Below are 15,941 nucleotides of genomic sequence, written 5' to 3' on the forward strand. Positions count from 1 at the left end.
ACTCCTCTTGGATTTTTCCTGCGGCGGGGGAATATTTGCGGGTCTGGGGCGTCATTGTCCAGAAACGAACTGCCCAAAGGAAACCGGCCATGCCAAGGCTTCTGCTGTTTCTTGCCGTCATCCTTCTGGCCCTGGCCAGCCATCCGCGCCTTCAGCCCGAAGGCTGGTCGCTGGTCGCCGCCGCCCAGGCGGACGATGACGACGATGATGATGACGACGATGATGATGACGACGACGATGATGACGATGACCGGGTGATCCGCCGCGCCCGCCCCGCCCCGGCGGCCCCCGCGCCCCTGCCGACCCGCGCCGAGAACGAGGTTCTGGCCCGCGGTCTGACCGATGACGATCTGGCCGTCCTTCTGGCCGAGGGGTTCGATCTGCTGCAACGGCGCGACCTGTCGGATGGCGACAGCCTGACGCGGCTGCTGAAGCCTGCATCCCTGACCATGAACCAGGCCCGCGACCGGGTGCGTGGTCTGGTCACCGAGGATCGGGCCGATTTCAACCATTTCTATCGCAGCGAACAGGCCGGTTCGGGGGCGCGCTGCGAGGGCGCCGATTGCCTGGCGCGCGACATGATCGGCTGGCCCGCCGGTCTTGCGGGCTGCGCCGCCCTGCCGCGCATCGGCATGGTCGATACCGGGCTGAACGCCGATCACGCCGCCCTTGCGGGGGCGCGGATCCGCGTCCATCGGATCGACACGCAGGCGCCGCCCTCGGACCTGCTGCACGGGACCGCCGTCGCCGCGCTGCTGGTGGGGAACGGGGACAGCCGCAGCCCCGGCCTGGTTCCGGGGGCCGAGCTGGTCGCCGTCGACGCCTTCCAGAAGGTCGCCCAGGATCAGCGCGCCGACGCCTTCGCGCTGATCGAGGCGCTGGATTACCTGGCCGCTCAGGACGTGCGCATCGTCAACCTGTCGCTGGCCGGGCCGCATAATGCGGCGCTCGACGCCCAGATCGCCGAGATGGCGGCGGCGGATATCCTGCTGATCGCGGCGGCGGGCAATGGCGGACCCCGCGCCGCGCCCGCCTTTCCCGCCGCCCATGACGCCGTGCTGGCGGTCACGGCGGTTGACCGGCGCGGCCAGATCTATCGCCGCGCGAACCGGGGCGACCATATCGACCTGGCGGCGCCGGGGGTGAATGTCTGGACGGCGGCGTCGATCAGCGGCGTGCGCACCAAGACCGGCACCTCCTATGCGGCGCCCTTCGTGACGGCGGCGGCGGCTTTGGCGTGGCAGCGCGATCCGGCGCTGACGGCGGCCGACCTGCGCGGCAGGCTGCGCGCCGCTGCCCGCGACCTGGGACCGGACGGGCCGGACGCGATCTTCGGCGCGGGCCTGATCGCCCCGCCGCCGCCCTGCTGAGGGCTTGGCAAGGCCGTGCGCGCCATGCCACATCTGGCGGATGATCCGTTTTGTCTGGATGATTTTCCTGTGCCTTGCCTGTCCTGCCGCCGCGCGGGATCTGCGCATCGCCACTTATGATCCCGGCCTGTCTCGGTCGGGACCGGGGCTGCTGCTGCGCGACATCCGCCGCGCCGACCCGCAGGTGCTGGCGGCGGCCCAGGTGATCGCGGCGGCGGCACCCGACGCGATCCTGCTGACCGGCTTCGACTGGGATCATGACGGGCTGGCGCTGTCGGCCTTTGCACAGGTGCTGGAACAGGCGGGGCATCCGATGCCGCACCGCTTTGCCGCCCGCCCGAACAGCGGGATGCCGACCGGACTGGATCTGGATGGCGACGGCCGTACCGGCGGGGCCGGGGATGCCCAGGGCTTCGGCCAGTTTTCCGGCCAGAACGCGATGGCGATCCTGTCGCGCCTGCCGCTGGGTCCGGTCACGGATCACACGGCCTTCCTGTGGCGCGACCTGCCCGGCGGCCTGATGCTCGCATCCGTGCCCCAGGGGCAGCGCCTGTCGTCGACCGCGCATTGGGACGTGCCGGTGCTGACGGATCGGGGACCGCTGCACCTGCTGGCCTGGTCCGCGACCCCCCCGGTCTTCGACGGACCCGAGGATCTGAACGGCCGCCGCAACCATGACGAGGCCGCCTTCTGGCTGGACCACCTGCCCGCCACGCCCTTCGTGCTGCTGGGCAATCCGAACCTGGATCTGGCGGACGGAGACGGGCGCGCGCAGGCGATGACGGCCCTGCTGGATCACGCCCAGGATCCGCGGCCCAAGGGGGCTTTCCAGCCGGACCAAGCGGGCGCCAATGCCCGGCAAACGGGCGATCCCGCCCTGGATACGGCGGTCTATGATCCTGCCGGGCCGGGCAATCTGCGCGTCGATTACGCCTGGCCCGCCAAAGGATTGCGCGTGACCGCCAGCGGCGTGATCTGGCCCGCGCCGGGCGATCCGCTGGCCGCCGCGGTCGAGGCTGCGTCGAACCATCGCCTGGTCTGGGTGGATATCGATTTGGACTCGCTGGAAGCCGCGCGCTAGCGTCGCGGGGATCGCTGGCGGGCTGGTCCGCCCTGCTGGATCGGGTGATCCATCGTCGGGGCGGATCCCGGCCGCAGCGCAGGCCGAGGAAACGCCGGTGCATTCTTGTCCCGCCCGGCACCCTGTCATGGCGTGAAGCACGAAGGGCGATCGCCCTTGTCTGATGCAACCATGCCCAGCCCGCAAGGGCAGGATCCCCGGAACGGCTTCTCAGTATCGCGGCGCGTCTTCCTCGGCGCGGTGCAGCGCTGACAGATTCAGCAGCACCTCGGCCCGGCCGAATTCGCGTGCCGCGTCGCGGCGGGCGGCGTCGAAGCGCGGCTGCATCCGTGCGACCTCGGCCTCGGCCTGGTGCAGTTCGCGGGCGCTGCGGCCTGCCTGGGCATTGGCGATCCGCGCCTCGGCCACCGACAGGGGCGCCGTGCTGCGATAGCTTTGGTCAAGCGCGGTGCGCATCGCGTCCGCACGGGTCTGCGCCTGCGTCATATGCACGCTGAAGGCCGCGAACCGCTTGAGTTCGCGTTCCGCCTTGATCCGCGCGATGCGCTCCAGTTGCGCCAGCTTGTCGCTGTCCTTCATGTCACCACCCCGCCCTGGCCTTTTCACGCATCTTTTCCGCGAAGCGGATCGCGGCCGCGACGGCGGCGAACTGTTCGCGGCGGATTTCCTGACCGATCTCGACCGTAGCATGGATGGCGCGGGCGCAGGGCGGATCGGAAAAGATCGGCACCTTGCTGTCGCGCGCGCGTTCTCGGATCCGGGCCGCGACCTCGTCGGTGCCTTTGGCCAGGCAGACCGGCGCCCGGCCACTGCCGCGTTTCCATTGCAGCGCCACGGCATAGTGGGTGGGGTTCACGATCACCACGTCCGCTTTCGCCACATCAGCCAGCATCTGCCTGGTGGCGATTTCCACGGCGCGCTGGCGGCGGGCGGCCTTGAAATGCGGATCTCCTTCGGAATCCTTGTATTCGTCCTCCATCTCCTTGCGGGACATGCGGTTCTTGCGGCGGTGGTCGAACCATTGCCAGCCCATGTCCAGCCCCGCGAACAGGACCGAGATCGCCAGCGCCAGGGCCAGCACCCGGCCCAGCAGCGCGCCCAGATCGGCGATCCAGCGGTCGCCCGCCAGCGGGCTGGCCATCAGATGCCCCAGAAAGCTGCGGAACAGGAACCAGCCGCCCGCGCAGACAAGCGCCACCTTGCCCAGCGAAATCCCGAAATTCACCAGCCCCGACTTGCCGAACTTCTGCCCGGCGGTCTTCATCGGGTTGATCCGGTTCAGGTCGAAGGCCAGTTTCTGCGGCGCAAAGACCAGACCCCGTCCCGCGATCAGCGCCACCAGGATCACCAGCGACGGCACCGCCGCCAGGGCCAGCACCGCCCAGCCCGCGTAATGGCTAAGCGCTTCGGCAATCGCCCCGGTGGCGCCGGGCGCCCAGCCCTCGGCGCCCAGGGCGCGGGTCGCCATCGACAGCCAGGCCTTGACGGCAAAGCCCGCGCCCACGGCAAAGGCCAGCCAGGCGCCCAGATACATCGCCGCCACGTTCAACTCGGCCGAACGCGGGATGTCGCCCTTCTCTCGCGCCTTGCGCAGCTTCTGCTCGGACGCCTCGAAGGGCTTGTCGTCGTTTTCCTCGCTCATGGCGCCCCCGGCAGGACATGGCCCAGGATCGCGTCGGCCCACAGCCCGATCAGCACCGGCGCCAGCAGCGCCAGCGCCGCCAGCGCCAGCATGATCGCGGCAGGAGAGCCGATGAATATCACCGGCAGCGCGGGCATGACGCGGTTGATCACCCCCGACAGCGCCTGGAACATGAAGCCGCCCAGCGTGAAGGGCGCGGCCAGAAGCATGGCGATCCAGAAGCTGCGGGCGATCAGGCGGATCGCCTCGGCGGCCAGGCCGTCGGCGTCGGGCCAGCCGCCGGGAGGCCACAAGGCCAGGCTGTCTGCCATCAGCTGCACCAGCAGGATGGGCAGGCCCAGGGCCATCAGCACCGCCAGCCCGGCCAGATGGATCATGTTGCCGATGGGATGGGGCGCGGCCTCGTTCTGGCCGCCGACCAGCTGCGACAGGGATGCCGTGGCCGCGATGGCCGAGGTGGCGATGTCCAGAGACAGGGCCAGCAGGCGCAGGCCCATCCCGGCCGCCAGACCGATCAGCGTTTCACCGGCCGCCTGGCCCAGCGTCGTCAGCGTGTCGGAGGGCGGCAGGGCGGGCGGCGCCAGACCCGCCAGCATCGGCGTGACGGCCATGGCCGCCGCCGCGCGGACCCGGACCGGGATCACCCGTTCCCCGATGCCCGGCAGGACCAGCATCAGGGCCTGCACGCGCAGATAGACCAGAACCCAGGTCCAGCCGAATCCGGGCAGAAGCTGGGAAAGCTGGTCCCACATCAGCCGACCTCGATGGTGCCGATCAGGCGCAGGTCGGCGCCGGGGTCGATTTCCTCCAGCCCCAGGACCGGCATGGCGATGCCGTTCGATCCCAGGACCGCGCGCAGCATCCGCCGCCGGTGGTCGGGCGCCACCAGCACGGTCTGGAGCGCGGGCTCCACCGCCCCGATGGCGCGGCGCGCGGCGTCCAGCAGCTTGCGCGACAGCGCGGGCGTCATCGCCCCGCCGCCCGCGCGGCCCGTTTCCGCGTCGGCGCGGACGAACTCGGCCTCCCATGCCGGGTGCAGTTGCAGGGCCGAGATGTGGCCTGCGGGATCGCTGTATTGCTGGGTGATCTGGCCGCGCAGCCGCTTGCGGACCAGTTCATAGACCGTTTCCACCGATTCGATGCTGCGGAATTCAGCCATCGCATCGACGATCAGCGGCAGGTTTCGGATCGAGACCTTTTCGTCCAGCAACGCGCGCAGCACCGCCAGCAGCGTCTCGGGCGAGACCTTGTCGGGGATCATGCTGTCGAAATAGCGCCGGTTGCGTTCGGCCCGCGCGCTGTCGGACAGGGTCTTCAGCTCCTCGATCTGGCGCTGCATCGCGCCCAGCGTCAGGAGCGAGGAGAGGTTGGCCCGCACGACCTCCATCAGATGCGTGGACAGGACCTCCATCGGGGTGACGACGGTGGCGCCCTGGGTGGCGGCGTCATCCTGGGCGTCGCGGTCGATCCAGCGGGCGGGGCTGAGATAGACGGGTTCGCGCACCGCGTCGCCCGTCAGGCCTTGCAGCACGGTGTCGGGGCCAAGCGCCAGGATCGCGCCGGGCCGCAAGCTGCCGCGTCCCCGCACGACGCCGTGGATGCGGATCTGATAGTCGCCGGGATGCAGGTCGTCGGTGTCGGTGATGCGCACGTCGGGCAGGATCAGGCCATAGGCGCGGGCGATATGGATGCGCAGGTTGGTGATCCGGCTGCCCAGTCCCCGCGCCTGGTCAAGCGCGATCAGCACCAGGTCCGATCCGATTTCCACGCTGATCTCGTCTGTGTCCAGCACGTCGCCGATGCGGGCGGCGGGGCGCGGGGCGGCGGCCGATTCGGCCGGCAGATCGGGCAGGACGGTGGCGGCCGAAACCGCCTTGCGATGCAGGCTCCAGGCGCCGAAGGCCATGGCGGCGGCGATCACCAGGAACAGCAGGCGCGGCATCCCCGGCACGAAGGACATCAGCAGCATTGCCGCCGCGACCACGGCGGCGGGCTGCCAGCCCCGGATCAGCTGGCTGGACAGAAGCCGCGCCGTCGTGTCGGTCGCGCCCCCCCGCGACAGCAGCAGCGCCGCCGCCATCGAGGTGATGACCGCCGGGATCTGGCCCACCAGCCCGTCGCCGATGGTCAGGTGGGAATAGCTGGCCATCGCCTCGCCCACGGGCATTCCATGGGCGACGATGCCGATGCCTAGGCCCACCAGCAGGTTGACCAGGGTGATGACGATGCCCGCCACCGCGTCGCCCTTGACGAATTTCGACGCCCCGTCCAGCGACCCGAAGAAATTGATCTCCTGCTGGTCGCGGGCGCGGCGGCTCTTGGCCTCCTGGTGGTCGATGGCGCCGGCGTTCAGATCGGCGTCGATGGCCATCTGCTTGCCCGGCAGCGAATCGAGCGCGAAGCGCGCCGCGACCTCGGCCATGCGGCCCGAACCCTTGGTGATGACCATGAAGTTGACGATGGAGATGACGGCGAAGACCGTCAGCCCGACCATCAGCGACCCGCCCGCGACGAAGCTGGCGAAACCGTTGATGATATGGCCCGCCGCGTCCGTGCCGGTATGGCCCTGGGTCAGGATCAGCCGGGTCGAGGACACGTTCAGCGACAGCCGGATCACCAGCGTCATCAGAAGCAGCATCGGGAAGGCCTGGAAGTCGGTGGGCCGTTCCACCAGCGACGCCATGACCAGGATCAGGACCGCCGCCGCGATCGACAGCGCAAAGCCGAAATCCAGGACCGCCGGCGGCAGCGGGATGACCATCGAGATGACGATCAGCACCAGGCCCCCGGTGACAAGCACCGAGGTGTCGAGGGATTTCAGGCGGTTGGTGCGTCGGGCTGCGGTCATTCGGCACCTTCCTGCGCCGGGGCGGGATCGAGGATATCGGACAGCGTCCAAGGCTCGCTGGTCAGCAGCCCGGCCCGGCGCAGGAAGACCAGGGCCTGAAGCCGCGCCTCGGGCGACATGGCCATCAGCCGCGCGCGATAGTCGGCGGGCAGCGATTCGCCCTCCAGCAGCCAGCCTGTCGCCTCGTCGGCCAGGGCCGCAGCGTCGGGCAGCAGGGCCGGATCGGCCGGGGCGCTGCCGGACAGCGCGATCACCATCACCATCGCCCCGATCATCACGCGGCCTTCTTCAGGTCGCGCAGCGCGGCTTCCAGCGTGTTGAAGCTGGGGCGGACATGATCGGGCACGGCCTGGCGCCCGACCTCGACGCACAGGTTGGTGGCGTGCTGGTGCAGGCCCGCGATCAGCACCGACTTGATGACATCGAAAAAGGCCAGATCCTGCTTGACGACGCCGCCCAGGCGGCCTGCGAGGGGCGCCACGAAGCCGTAGGCCAGGAACACCCCCAGGAAGGTGCCGACCAGGGCGCCGCCGATCATGCCCCCCAGCACGGCGGGCGGCTGGTCGATGGCGCTCATGGTCTTGATCACGCCCAGGACGGCGGCGACGATGCCCAGGGCGGGCAGGGCGTCCGCCATGTTCTGCAAGGCATGGGGGACATGCATGGAATCCTCGCGCAGCCCGGCCAGGCGGCGGGCCAGGATCTCCTCGACCTGGTAGGGATCGTCATAGTTCAGGCTGGCCGAACGCAGCGTGTCGGCGATCAGCGAGACGACCTCGTGATCGGCCAAGAGGCGCGGATAGGCGGTGAAGAGCGGCGATTCCGTCGGGTTCTCGATATGCTGCTCCAGGGCGACGGGGTTTTCGCGCGCCACCTTCAGCAACTGGAACATCAGGCACAGCACGTCCTGATGGTCCGATTCCTTCCATTGCGGCCCCTTGAACGCCCGGATGATGCCGCCCGGCGTCTGTTTCAGCGTATGGCCGTCGTTGGTCAGCAGATAGGATCCGATGGCGGCGCCCCCGATCATCATCATCTCGAACGGCAGAGAGTGCGTGATCACACCCATCTTGCCCCCGGCAAGGGTATAGCCGCCGAAGACCATGGCGAAGGTGACGACGATGCCGACGATGCCGAACATGGGCTTTCTCCTTCAGTCGTTCTGGATGCTGCGGGCGCCCATCTGGGCGGTCAGCAGCGCCGCCTGGCGCGGTTCGACCGAGGCGATGATGCGGGCTCCGGTCTCGGGCTGGACGCGCATCAGGATCTCGGCCGCGAAATCGGGGGGCAGGTTGGTCAGCACCGCCGCCGCCTCGGCGGGCTTCATCTGGTCATAGACGGCGACCAGGCGGTCGATATCCTCGCGCACCGCCTGGGATGCGGTGTCGCGCCGCGACTGGATGCCGGATTTCTGCTGGCGCAACTCGGTCGCGCGGGCGCGCAGCGCGGCCTCGGCGGTGGCGATCTCGGCCTTGCGGGTCTCCATCGCCTCCATATAGCGTTCGATCCGCAGGGCGCGGTCGCGCAATTCGGTCGCAAGCGCCACCGCCTCGGGCACGTCGGTGCAGCCTTGCAGCAGGTCGCCCGAACTGGCCGAGGCCGCGAAGAAGCGCGACAGATTCCCGCCCTGCCAGATCGCGGCCCCGGCGGGGACGGCGAAGGCCAGCGTCAGCATGGTCAGGACGGATTTACGCATCGCCGTTCACCACCCGCTTGCGCAGCCTGCGCATGGGAATGACGGGCGCGGGCTGGGCCATGGGCGCCTGGGCTTGGGTGATCTTCTGGCGCAGATCCCACAGCGCGCGTTCCTTGCGCGCCGAGGCGATTTCGGCCGACAGCGCCTCTCCGGCGGCCGTCGCCTCGGCCTTGGCGTCGCGGATGGCGCGGTCCAGGCGGTCCACCTCGGACGCCATCACGGCGATGGCCCCGCCGAGGCCCGTTTCCAGGTCGTTGAGCCTGCGCAGACGGCGCGACAGCATCAGGCAGAACCCCCCAAGGCCCAGCGAGGCCGCCAGCAGCGCGGCCTGAAAGACGTGTTCCAATGTCATTTGAAGCGAAACTCCGTGATGAGCAGATCCTTGATGGCGCTTTCGCCCAGGACATAGCGGGTGCGCGTCAGAAGCTCGGCCCGGATGATTTCCAGGACACCGCGCTTGTCATAGGCCGCGGGGTCGATGCCCGACAGGAAGCTGGTGAACGCGTCCGAGACGCGCGGCATCAGATGCGCGACCTCGGCCTGGTGGGCGCTGTCGGTTTCCAGGCTCGCGGACAGCACCAGGTTGCGGCCCGATCCGCCGGGGATGATCAGGTCGACCGTCGGCACCGTCACGAACACGGCCGAGGGCAGGGCCGGCGCCTCCTCTTTCGCGGCCAGCAGGGCCATGGGCGACCACAGCCCCAGATAGGTCGAGGCGAAGCCGCCCCCGGCCAGCAGGACGGCGGCAAGGATCGGCACCAGCTTCTTCTTGCCGGATGCCTTTTCGGGCGGATCGAGGGCCTGATCGGCGGTCGCATCGGTCATGGTGATTCTCCGTCGTGACAAGACGGAATTAGCACCCCGCGACTAACCAAATCTTAACGCCGCCCATGTCATCAACGGCGGGACGAAGGAACCTGACGCTGATTCGAAAGGGCCGGTTTTGCAAAAATTGCAGGACTACTGGACAGAGCGAAGCTCACAACAGAAAGCCATCCTGGTGGCGGCGTTTCTGGCAACATTCATGGCCATCGCGGGCTTTGCCTGGGTGGCCAACCGCCCCTCGATGAGCCTGCTTTACGGCGGACTGGATTCGGCCCAGGCGGGCGAGGTCGTGGCCGGGATCGAACGCGCGGGGGTGGCCTACGAGGTACGGGGCGATTCGATCTGGGTCGATGCCGCCAGTCGCGACAAGCTGCGCATGGATCTGGCCGCGCAGGGCCTGCCTGCGGCGGGCGGGGCCGGCTACGAACTGCTGGACGGCATGTCGGGCTTCGGCACGACCTCGCAGATGTTCGATGCCGCCTATTGGCGCGCCAAGGAAGGGGAACTGGCGCGGACCATCCTGGCGCTGCCCAACGTCAAGACCGCGCGCGTCCACCTGGCCATCGAGACCGGGCGCGGCTATCGCCGCGACGGCCAGGGCAGTGCGTCGGTGACGATCGGCACCAACGGCCAGGGCGTCAGCCGCGACCAGGCGGCGGCGCTGAAATACCTGATCTCGTCGGGGGTGCCGGGCATGGCGCCCGAATCGGTGACGGTGATCGACACCAAGACCGGAATCGTCGCCTCGGGCGAGGATGAGCCGGGCGCCGATCGCGCCGCCGAGATGAAGCGCAATGTCGAACGCATCCTGGAACCCCATGTCGGCATCGGCAACGCCATCGTAGAACTGAACCTGGATCTGGTCACGGAAAGCGAACAAGTGACCGAACAGCGCTTCGATCCCGACAGCCGGGCGATGATTTCCCAGGTGACCGAGGAAACCACCGATCAGAGCAACAGCACCGGGTCGGGCGCGGTCACGGCGGCCTCGAACCTGCCGGACGGCGATCAGGCGCAGGGCGACCGGACCGAGGCCAATCGCCAGGAAACCCGTCAGCAGGCCAATTACGAGGTGACCCGAGTGACTCGCGAAGTGTCCCGCCAGCCCGGATCGACCCGGCGCCTGACGGTGGCGGTGCTGGTCAACGGCGTGGCCGAGCAAAACGCCCAGGGCGAGACGCAGATGGTGCCGCGCCAGCAGGCCGAACTGGACGTGCTGCGCGAACTGGTGGCCTCGGCCGTGGGCTATGACGAAACGCGGGGCGACCTGATCACCGTCAAGTCGCTGCCCTTCGCGGGCCTGGGCGAGGGCGGGACGGCCGCGGCCCCCGGCTGGATGGACCGGCTGGAGCTGAACGGCCTGGCGCGGATCCTGCTGATCGGGCTGTTCGCCCTGGCGGTGGTGTTCCTGGTGCTGCGTCCGGTCCTGAAGGGCCGCGCCCGTCCGGCGCTGGACACCAGCCGCCCGGCCCTTGACGCGCCCGTTCTCAGCGGGACCGTCCTGCCCGCCGCCGAAGTCCTGCCCGAGCCGATGGCCGCGCCGCCGCGCGCGCCCGAACAGCTTGCGCTGCCCTCGGGCGATCCGGTGGCCCGGCTGCGCAACATGATGAAGGAACGCCATGACGAAAGCGTCAAGATCCTGACCGGCTGGATCGACAACAAGGAGAACGCGCATTGACCCTTGCAGTATTCAAGCTCGAATCCTTCGGCGCGGCGATGGCGGCGCAGGGGGCGGCCCTGACCTTCAGCCGCGAGGCGGTGGACCAGGCCTTCGCCGATGGGCTGGCGGAAGGCATGGCTCGCCAGGCGGACGAACAGGTCCGCACGCTGAATGCCGGACTGGACCGCCTGGCCCGCGCCCTGGCCGATGACGAGGCGCGCCGTGCGGACCTGCGCCGCGAGGCCGTCGAAGCCCTGGCCCCGATCCTGACGCAGATCCTCGATTGCCTGGCCCCGGTTGCCGAATCGCGCCGTCTGGAAGCCGCCCTGACCGAGGAGCTGCTGCGCCTGTCGCGCACCGCCGCGCCGCTGCGCGCCAGCGTCGCCTGCGGACCGGCGCTGCGGGCGATGGTGGACCGCTGCCTGGCCGATTGCGGGCTGGACGGGATCGAGGTCACGACGACCGAATCCGACCGCATTTCCCTGTCCCTGCAAGGCGGCCGGATCGACCTGGATCCAGGCCGTGTGGCCGAGGACATCCGCGCGCTGCTGAGCGAAATCAACCGGCCGAAACCGAACGGAGACGAGGCATCATGGACGCATTGAACCACCTGATCGACACCGACGCCATCCAGGTCGAGGTGACCGTGCGGCTGGGCCGGACCCGCCAGACCGTCGCGCAGCTTTCCTCGCTGCGGGCCGACGACATTCTGCTTCTGGACCAGTCCATCGACGAGGGGGTCGAGATCTGCGTGGGCGACAAGGTGATTGCGCGCGGCGAACTGACCGCCGACGCCAGCGCCGAGGATCGGCTGTGCGTGCGCATCCTGCCCGCCCCCGGCGCGGCATGATCCTGCGCGCAGCGCTGGGGGCGGCGCTGGCCGCGATGCCTGCCGCAGCCCTGGCGCAGGACCAGCTGGGCCAGATCGCCGGGCAGATGGGCGCGGGGCTGGGGCAGAACGCGGTATTGCTGGTCGCGGCGCTGACGGCGCTGTCGCTGGCGCCCGGCATCGCGATCATGGTGACCTGCTTTCCCTTCATCGTCACCGTGCTGTCGATCCTGCGCCAGTCGATCGGGCTGCAATCCTCGCCTCCGAACATGCTGATCGTCAGCCTGGCGATGTTCCTGACCTGGTTCATCATGGATCCGGTATTGCGCGAGGCCTGGGCCGTCGCGGGCGCCCCCTTGCAGGACGGCACCATCACCCTGGGCGAGGCGATCCAGCGCGGCATCGTGCCTTTCCAGGACTTCATGGCTGCGCGCACCGATCCCGACACCCTGGCGGGCCTGGCCGAGATCGCGCCCGGCACAGGCGACCGCTCGGCCCAGTTGTCCGTGCTGATCCCATCCTTCATGCTGTCCGAAATCCAGCGCGCCTTCGAGATCGGCTTCCTGATCGCGCTGCCCTTCCTGATCATCGACCTGGTGGTCTCGGCCGTGCTGATGTCGATGGGCATGATGATGGTGCCGCCGGTGGTCGTGTCGCTGCCCTTCAAGCTGGCCTTCTTCGTCGCGGTGGACGGCTGGTCGATGATCGCGGGGGCCTTGGTGCGCAGCTATCAGTGACGCGCGACTTGCGCGGCGGCGCCGTTCCGGGGCAGATGCGCGCCAGGGCGTCGAGAGGCTTTGCGCGATGGCATCACGATCCGAACGGCACACTGTCGGGACAGGCGGACGATGAGCGTGGACCTGCGCGACATCGGCGTGACGCTGGCCGGACGTCCTGTGCTGCAAGGCGTTTCGGCCCATCTGGCCGAGGGGCGGGTCGGCATTGTCGGGCGCAACGGGTCGGGCAAGACGACGCTGGCGCGGGTGATCGCGGGACTGATCGCACCCGATTCCGGGACCGCCCGGATCGGCGGCATCGACATGGCGCGCAACCGCCGCGCGGCCCTGGCAAGCGTCGGACTCATTTTCCAGAATCCCGATCACCAGATCATCTTCCCGACTGTCCTGGAGGAAATCGCCTTCGGCCTGACCCAGCAGGGCCGCCGCCCCGGCGAGGCGGAGGCCGCGGCCCAGGCCATGCTGGACCGTTTCGGCAAGGGGCACTGGGCGGGCGCGGCGACGCACAGCCTGTCGCAGGGGCAGAAGCAGCTTCTGTGCCTGATGGCGGTGCTGGCGATGCGGCCGGGGGTGGTCGTGATGGACGAGCCGTTCTCGGGCCTGGACATCCCGACGCGGATGCAGCTGATGCGCTATCTGGGCGGGATCGCGGCGCAGGTGGTGATGGTGACGCATGATCCGGGCCAGCTTCGCGGCTTCGACCGGATCCTGTGGCTGGATCAGGGAGGGTTGGTCGCGGACGGCCCGCCGGGCGAGATCCTGCCGCGATTTGAGGCGCAGATGCTGGATTGGGGGCGTCTCGATGATCTCGCTGACCTCACCGACTGAGACCTGGGCGCATCGCCTGCCTGCCGGGACCAAGCTGTTGATCCTGTCTGCGCTGACCGTGGCGCTGTTCCTAGCCGACCGTCCGTGGATGCTGGGGGTGGGCTTGCTGGCCATCGCGGCGCTGTATCTGACGGCGGGCGCGGTCTTCCTGCGGCAGGGGCTGCGCCATCTGCGGATGCTGTGGCCGTTCCTGCTGCTGATCGCGGTCTGGCACGGGCTGACCGGGCAGGTGCAGGCGGGCTTGATCATCGCCCTGCGCCTGCTGGCGGCGCTGGCGCTGGCGAATTTCGTGACCATGACCACGCGGCTGACCGAGATGATCGCGGTGCTGACCTGGCTGCTGGCGCCGCTGCGCCGGATCGGCCTGTCCACCCGCGCGGTGACGCTTGCCATCGCCATGGTGCTGCGCTTCACCCCGATGCTGGTGGAAAACGGCAACAGGCTGTCGATGGCTTGGCGCGCCCGGTCGCACCGGCGGCCGAACTGGCGGATTGTCATGCCGATGGCCGCCTTGGCACTGGACGACGCCGATCATGTCGCCGAAGCTCTGCGCGCGCGGGGCGGGATTCTGCCCGATACCGGATCAGGGAGGGACTGACGGATGGAACGCAACATGACCCGGATCGCGCTGTTCGCCGCGCTGATCGCCGCCCTGGGGCTGATCCCCAGCCTGACGCTGGGCTTCGGCGTGCCGATCAGCGCGCAGAGCATGGGCGTGATGCTGGCGGGCGCGATCCTGGGCGCGCGGCGCGGCGCGCTGGCGGTGCTGCTGCTGATGGCGCTGGTGGCGCTGGGCCTGCCGCTGCTGGCGGGCGGGCGCGGGGGCCTGGGGGCCTTCGTCGCGCCGACCTCGGGCTTCTTCATCGGCTGGCCGGTCGCGGCCTTCGTCACCGGGCTGATCGTCGAACGCTGGCGCGGCGCGCCCCTGGCGGTGACGGCGACGGCGGCCTCGGTCATCGGCGGGATCGTGGTGCTGTATGCCTTCGGCATCGTCGGCATGTCCATCGCGCTGGGCAAGACCTTGGCCGAATGCGCGGTTCTGGTGACGGCCTTCATCCCCGGCGACCTGATCAAGGCGGTGCTGACCGGGCTGATCACCCAGGCCCTGGCGCGGTCGCGCCCCGACAGCCTGCTGTCGCGGCACTGAGGGGGCGGCTGATTTTCGATGAAAGATCAGACAAGTCTTTGACCTGTCACAGGGCCGGTCTATGCTTGGCGCCGATTGACCACCGCCCCGGCGGGGCGGCCTTATCGGGGGACGACACATGACCACATTCCATCGCCGCGGGCTTTTGAAGGGTGCCGCGGCAACCGCGGGCCTGACACTGGCCGCGCCGCTGATCGCGCGGCCGGGATTTGCCCAAGGGTCGGGCACGCTGAACATCTTCGCCTGGGCGGGCTATCTGAACGACGAGATTCTGGGCGCGTTCGAAAAGGCCACCGGGATCAAGCCGCAATACACCCCCTATGCCACCAACGACGAATTGCTGAACCAGTTGCGTGCCAACAACGGCGCGGGCTTCGACCTGATCTGGCCGACCGTGGACCGGGTGCCGAACTATGTCGAATTCGACCTGGTGCAGCCGCTGGACGAAGCGAAGATCGAGGTGGCGAAGGTGCTGCCCTCGGCCTGGGAAAATTCCACGAACCTGGGCGCGGTGGTGGACGGCAAGCGCTATCAGGTGCCGACCGACTGGGGGACCGAGGCGGTGGCCTTCGACCGCGACCAGATGCCGCTGGAATACGGCAGCGCCTCCTATGGCGACATCTGGGGCGAGGCCGCGGCGGGCAAGGCCACCGTGCGCGCCCATTCCGCGCTGGTGGGCCTTGGCCTGTGGCTGGAATCCGAGGGCAAGCTGCCCCGTCCGCTGCTGGACGCCTTCAAGACCCCCGAGGCCCAGGTCGAGATCTTCGACGTGATCGTCGCCGAGGCGATCGCCCGCAAGGGCAACATCATCCAGTTCTGGAACAACGAGAACGAGGCCCAGGGCGCCTTCCGCGTCAACGGCGCGGCCATCGGCCAGACCTGGGATTCGACCGCCGCCGCGCTGGCCAAGGAAGATCTGCCGGTGGGCTTCATCGCGCCCAAGGAAGGCGCGCTGGCCTGGATGGAGGGGCTGTCGATCCCCAAGGGCGCCGCGAACCTGGACGCCGCCTATGCCTTCATCAACTGGTTCCTGACGCCGGAAGCGGGGGCGATGTACAGCAACGCGACCTCGATCAACTCGACCGCCGTGGGATCGGCCGATCTGCTGTCGGATCAGGCCAAGGCCTTCTTCGCCGCCGCCTATCCGGGCGACGCGCTGGACAAGCTGTGGTGGTGGCCGATCCAGGAAAACTGGTATGTGACCAAGCGCAACGAATACCAGGACCGCTTCCTGTCGGCCTGAGGACCAACCGGGACAAGGGAGCCAACCCCTGTCCC

19 protein-coding genes are annotated in these 15,941 nt (G+C 69.1%); 10 read left to right on the forward strand and 9 right to left on the reverse strand.

Features of this window, described 5'->3' with window-relative positions:
- Positions 1–89 precede the first annotated feature (89 nt).
- Both ACTJI6_RS07755 and ACTJI6_RS07760 read left to right on the forward strand, forming a co-directional pair.
- Positions 90–1,370 carry a S8 family serine peptidase gene (locus ACTJI6_RS07755; protein WP_440799318.1) on the forward strand — a complete coding sequence of 427 codons (1,281 nt, stop codon included), beginning with the start codon at positions 90–92 and terminating at the stop codon, positions 1,368–1,370.
- A gap of 40 nt (positions 1,371–1,410) precedes the next feature.
- Complete coding sequence (locus tag ACTJI6_RS07760) at positions 1,411–2,451, forward strand: endonuclease/exonuclease/phosphatase family protein (RefSeq protein ID WP_440799320.1); 1,041 nt, start codon at positions 1,411–1,413, stop codon at positions 2,449–2,451.
- A 210-nt stretch (positions 2,452–2,661) separates the two neighbouring features.
- On the opposite strand, the gene ACTJI6_RS07765 is transcribed toward ACTJI6_RS07760, so the two are convergent.
- From ACTJI6_RS07765 to ACTJI6_RS07805, 9 genes are read right to left on the reverse strand one after another with little or no spacing between them, the layout of a single operon-like run.
- Positions 2,662–3,030, reverse strand: coding sequence for a hypothetical protein (locus ACTJI6_RS07765; RefSeq protein ID WP_126153724.1), 369 nt, complete (start codon positions 3,028–3,030; stop codon positions 2,662–2,664).
- A gap of 1 nt (position 3,031) precedes the next feature.
- Positions 3,032–4,093: a flagellar type III secretion system protein FlhB gene (gene flhB / locus ACTJI6_RS07770; protein ID WP_440799322.1), complete on the reverse strand. Its 1,062-nt coding sequence runs from the start codon at positions 4,091–4,093 to the stop codon at positions 3,032–3,034.
- Positions 4,090–4,845, reverse strand: coding sequence for a flagellar biosynthetic protein FliR (locus ACTJI6_RS07775; protein WP_440799325.1), 756 nt, complete (start codon positions 4,843–4,845; stop codon positions 4,090–4,092). Before ACTJI6_RS07775 ends, flhB begins: the two co-directional genes overlap by 4 nt.
- Positions 4,845–6,941: a flagellar biosynthesis protein FlhA gene (locus ACTJI6_RS07780; RefSeq protein WP_440799327.1), complete on the reverse strand. Its 2,097-nt coding sequence runs from the start codon at positions 6,939–6,941 to the stop codon at positions 4,845–4,847. Before ACTJI6_RS07780 ends, ACTJI6_RS07775 begins: the two co-directional genes overlap by 1 nt.
- Positions 6,938–7,216, reverse strand: a complete 279-nt coding sequence (locus ACTJI6_RS07785) for a hypothetical protein (protein WP_126153728.1) — start codon at positions 7,214–7,216, stop codon at positions 6,938–6,940. The genes ACTJI6_RS07780 and ACTJI6_RS07785 overlap by 4 nt, the downstream gene beginning before the upstream one ends.
- A complete protein-coding gene (gene motA / locus ACTJI6_RS07790; protein WP_440799329.1) occupies positions 7,216–8,082 on the reverse strand; it encodes a flagellar motor stator protein MotA in 867 nt (288 codons plus the stop codon). Before motA ends, ACTJI6_RS07785 begins: the two co-directional genes overlap by 1 nt.
- A gap of 12 nt (positions 8,083–8,094) precedes the next feature.
- Complete coding sequence (locus tag ACTJI6_RS07795) at positions 8,095–8,637, reverse strand: MotE family protein (protein WP_440799331.1); 543 nt, start codon at positions 8,635–8,637, stop codon at positions 8,095–8,097.
- Positions 8,630–8,989, reverse strand: a complete 360-nt coding sequence (locus tag ACTJI6_RS07800) for a hypothetical protein (RefSeq protein ID WP_126153731.1) — start codon at positions 8,987–8,989, stop codon at positions 8,630–8,632. The genes ACTJI6_RS07795 and ACTJI6_RS07800 overlap by 8 nt, the downstream gene beginning before the upstream one ends.
- Positions 8,986–9,462, reverse strand: coding sequence for a flagellar basal body-associated FliL family protein (locus ACTJI6_RS07805; RefSeq protein WP_440799334.1), 477 nt, complete (start codon positions 9,460–9,462; stop codon positions 8,986–8,988). The genes ACTJI6_RS07800 and ACTJI6_RS07805 overlap by 4 nt, the downstream gene beginning before the upstream one ends.
- 127 nt (positions 9,463–9,589) lie before the next feature.
- On the opposite strand from ACTJI6_RS07805, the gene fliF reads away from it, so the two are divergent.
- The 8 genes from fliF to ACTJI6_RS07845 all read left to right on the forward strand — a co-directional run bounded on the left by fliF (position 9,590) and on the right by ACTJI6_RS07845 (position 15,906).
- The gene (gene fliF / locus ACTJI6_RS07810; RefSeq protein WP_440799792.1) at positions 9,590–11,140 is read left to right on the forward strand and encodes a flagellar basal-body MS-ring/collar protein FliF; all 1,551 of its coding nucleotides are present in this window, start codon (positions 9,590–9,592) and stop codon (positions 11,138–11,140) included.
- Complete coding sequence (locus ACTJI6_RS07815) at positions 11,137–11,727, forward strand: hypothetical protein (RefSeq protein ID WP_440799337.1); 591 nt, start codon at positions 11,137–11,139, stop codon at positions 11,725–11,727. Before fliF ends, ACTJI6_RS07815 begins: the two co-directional genes overlap by 4 nt.
- Entirely contained in the window at positions 11,715–11,972 is a 258-nt protein-coding gene (locus ACTJI6_RS07820; RefSeq protein ID WP_126153735.1) for a FliM/FliN family flagellar motor switch protein, read from the forward strand. Before ACTJI6_RS07815 ends, ACTJI6_RS07820 begins: the two co-directional genes overlap by 13 nt.
- Entirely contained in the window at positions 11,969–12,688 is a 720-nt protein-coding gene (fliP, locus tag ACTJI6_RS07825; protein ID WP_241232689.1) for a flagellar type III secretion system pore protein FliP, read from the forward strand. Before ACTJI6_RS07820 ends, fliP begins: the two co-directional genes overlap by 4 nt.
- Before the next feature lie 111 nt (positions 12,689–12,799).
- Complete coding sequence (locus ACTJI6_RS07830) at positions 12,800–13,516, forward strand: energy-coupling factor ABC transporter ATP-binding protein (protein WP_440799341.1); 717 nt, start codon at positions 12,800–12,802, stop codon at positions 13,514–13,516.
- Positions 13,491–14,114, forward strand: a complete 624-nt coding sequence (locus tag ACTJI6_RS07835) for an energy-coupling factor transporter transmembrane component T family protein (RefSeq protein ID WP_440799344.1) — start codon at positions 13,491–13,493, stop codon at positions 14,112–14,114. The genes ACTJI6_RS07830 and ACTJI6_RS07835 overlap by 26 nt, the downstream gene beginning before the upstream one ends.
- A 3-nt stretch (positions 14,115–14,117) precedes the next feature.
- On the forward strand, positions 14,118–14,663 hold the full coding sequence (locus ACTJI6_RS07840) for a biotin transporter BioY (RefSeq protein ID WP_440799347.1): 546 nt from the start codon (positions 14,118–14,120) through the stop codon (positions 14,661–14,663).
- A 118-nt stretch (positions 14,664–14,781) separates the two neighbouring features.
- Positions 14,782–15,906: an extracellular solute-binding protein gene (locus ACTJI6_RS07845; protein WP_440799349.1), complete on the forward strand. Its 1,125-nt coding sequence runs from the start codon at positions 14,782–14,784 to the stop codon at positions 15,904–15,906.
- The last annotated feature ends 35 nt before the right edge of the window (positions 15,907–15,941 follow it).

This window comes from Paracoccus sp. 22332 (genome assembly GCF_052045125.1).
Taxonomy (GTDB): domain Bacteria; phylum Pseudomonadota; class Alphaproteobacteria; order Rhodobacterales; family Rhodobacteraceae; genus Paracoccus; species Paracoccus haematequi_A.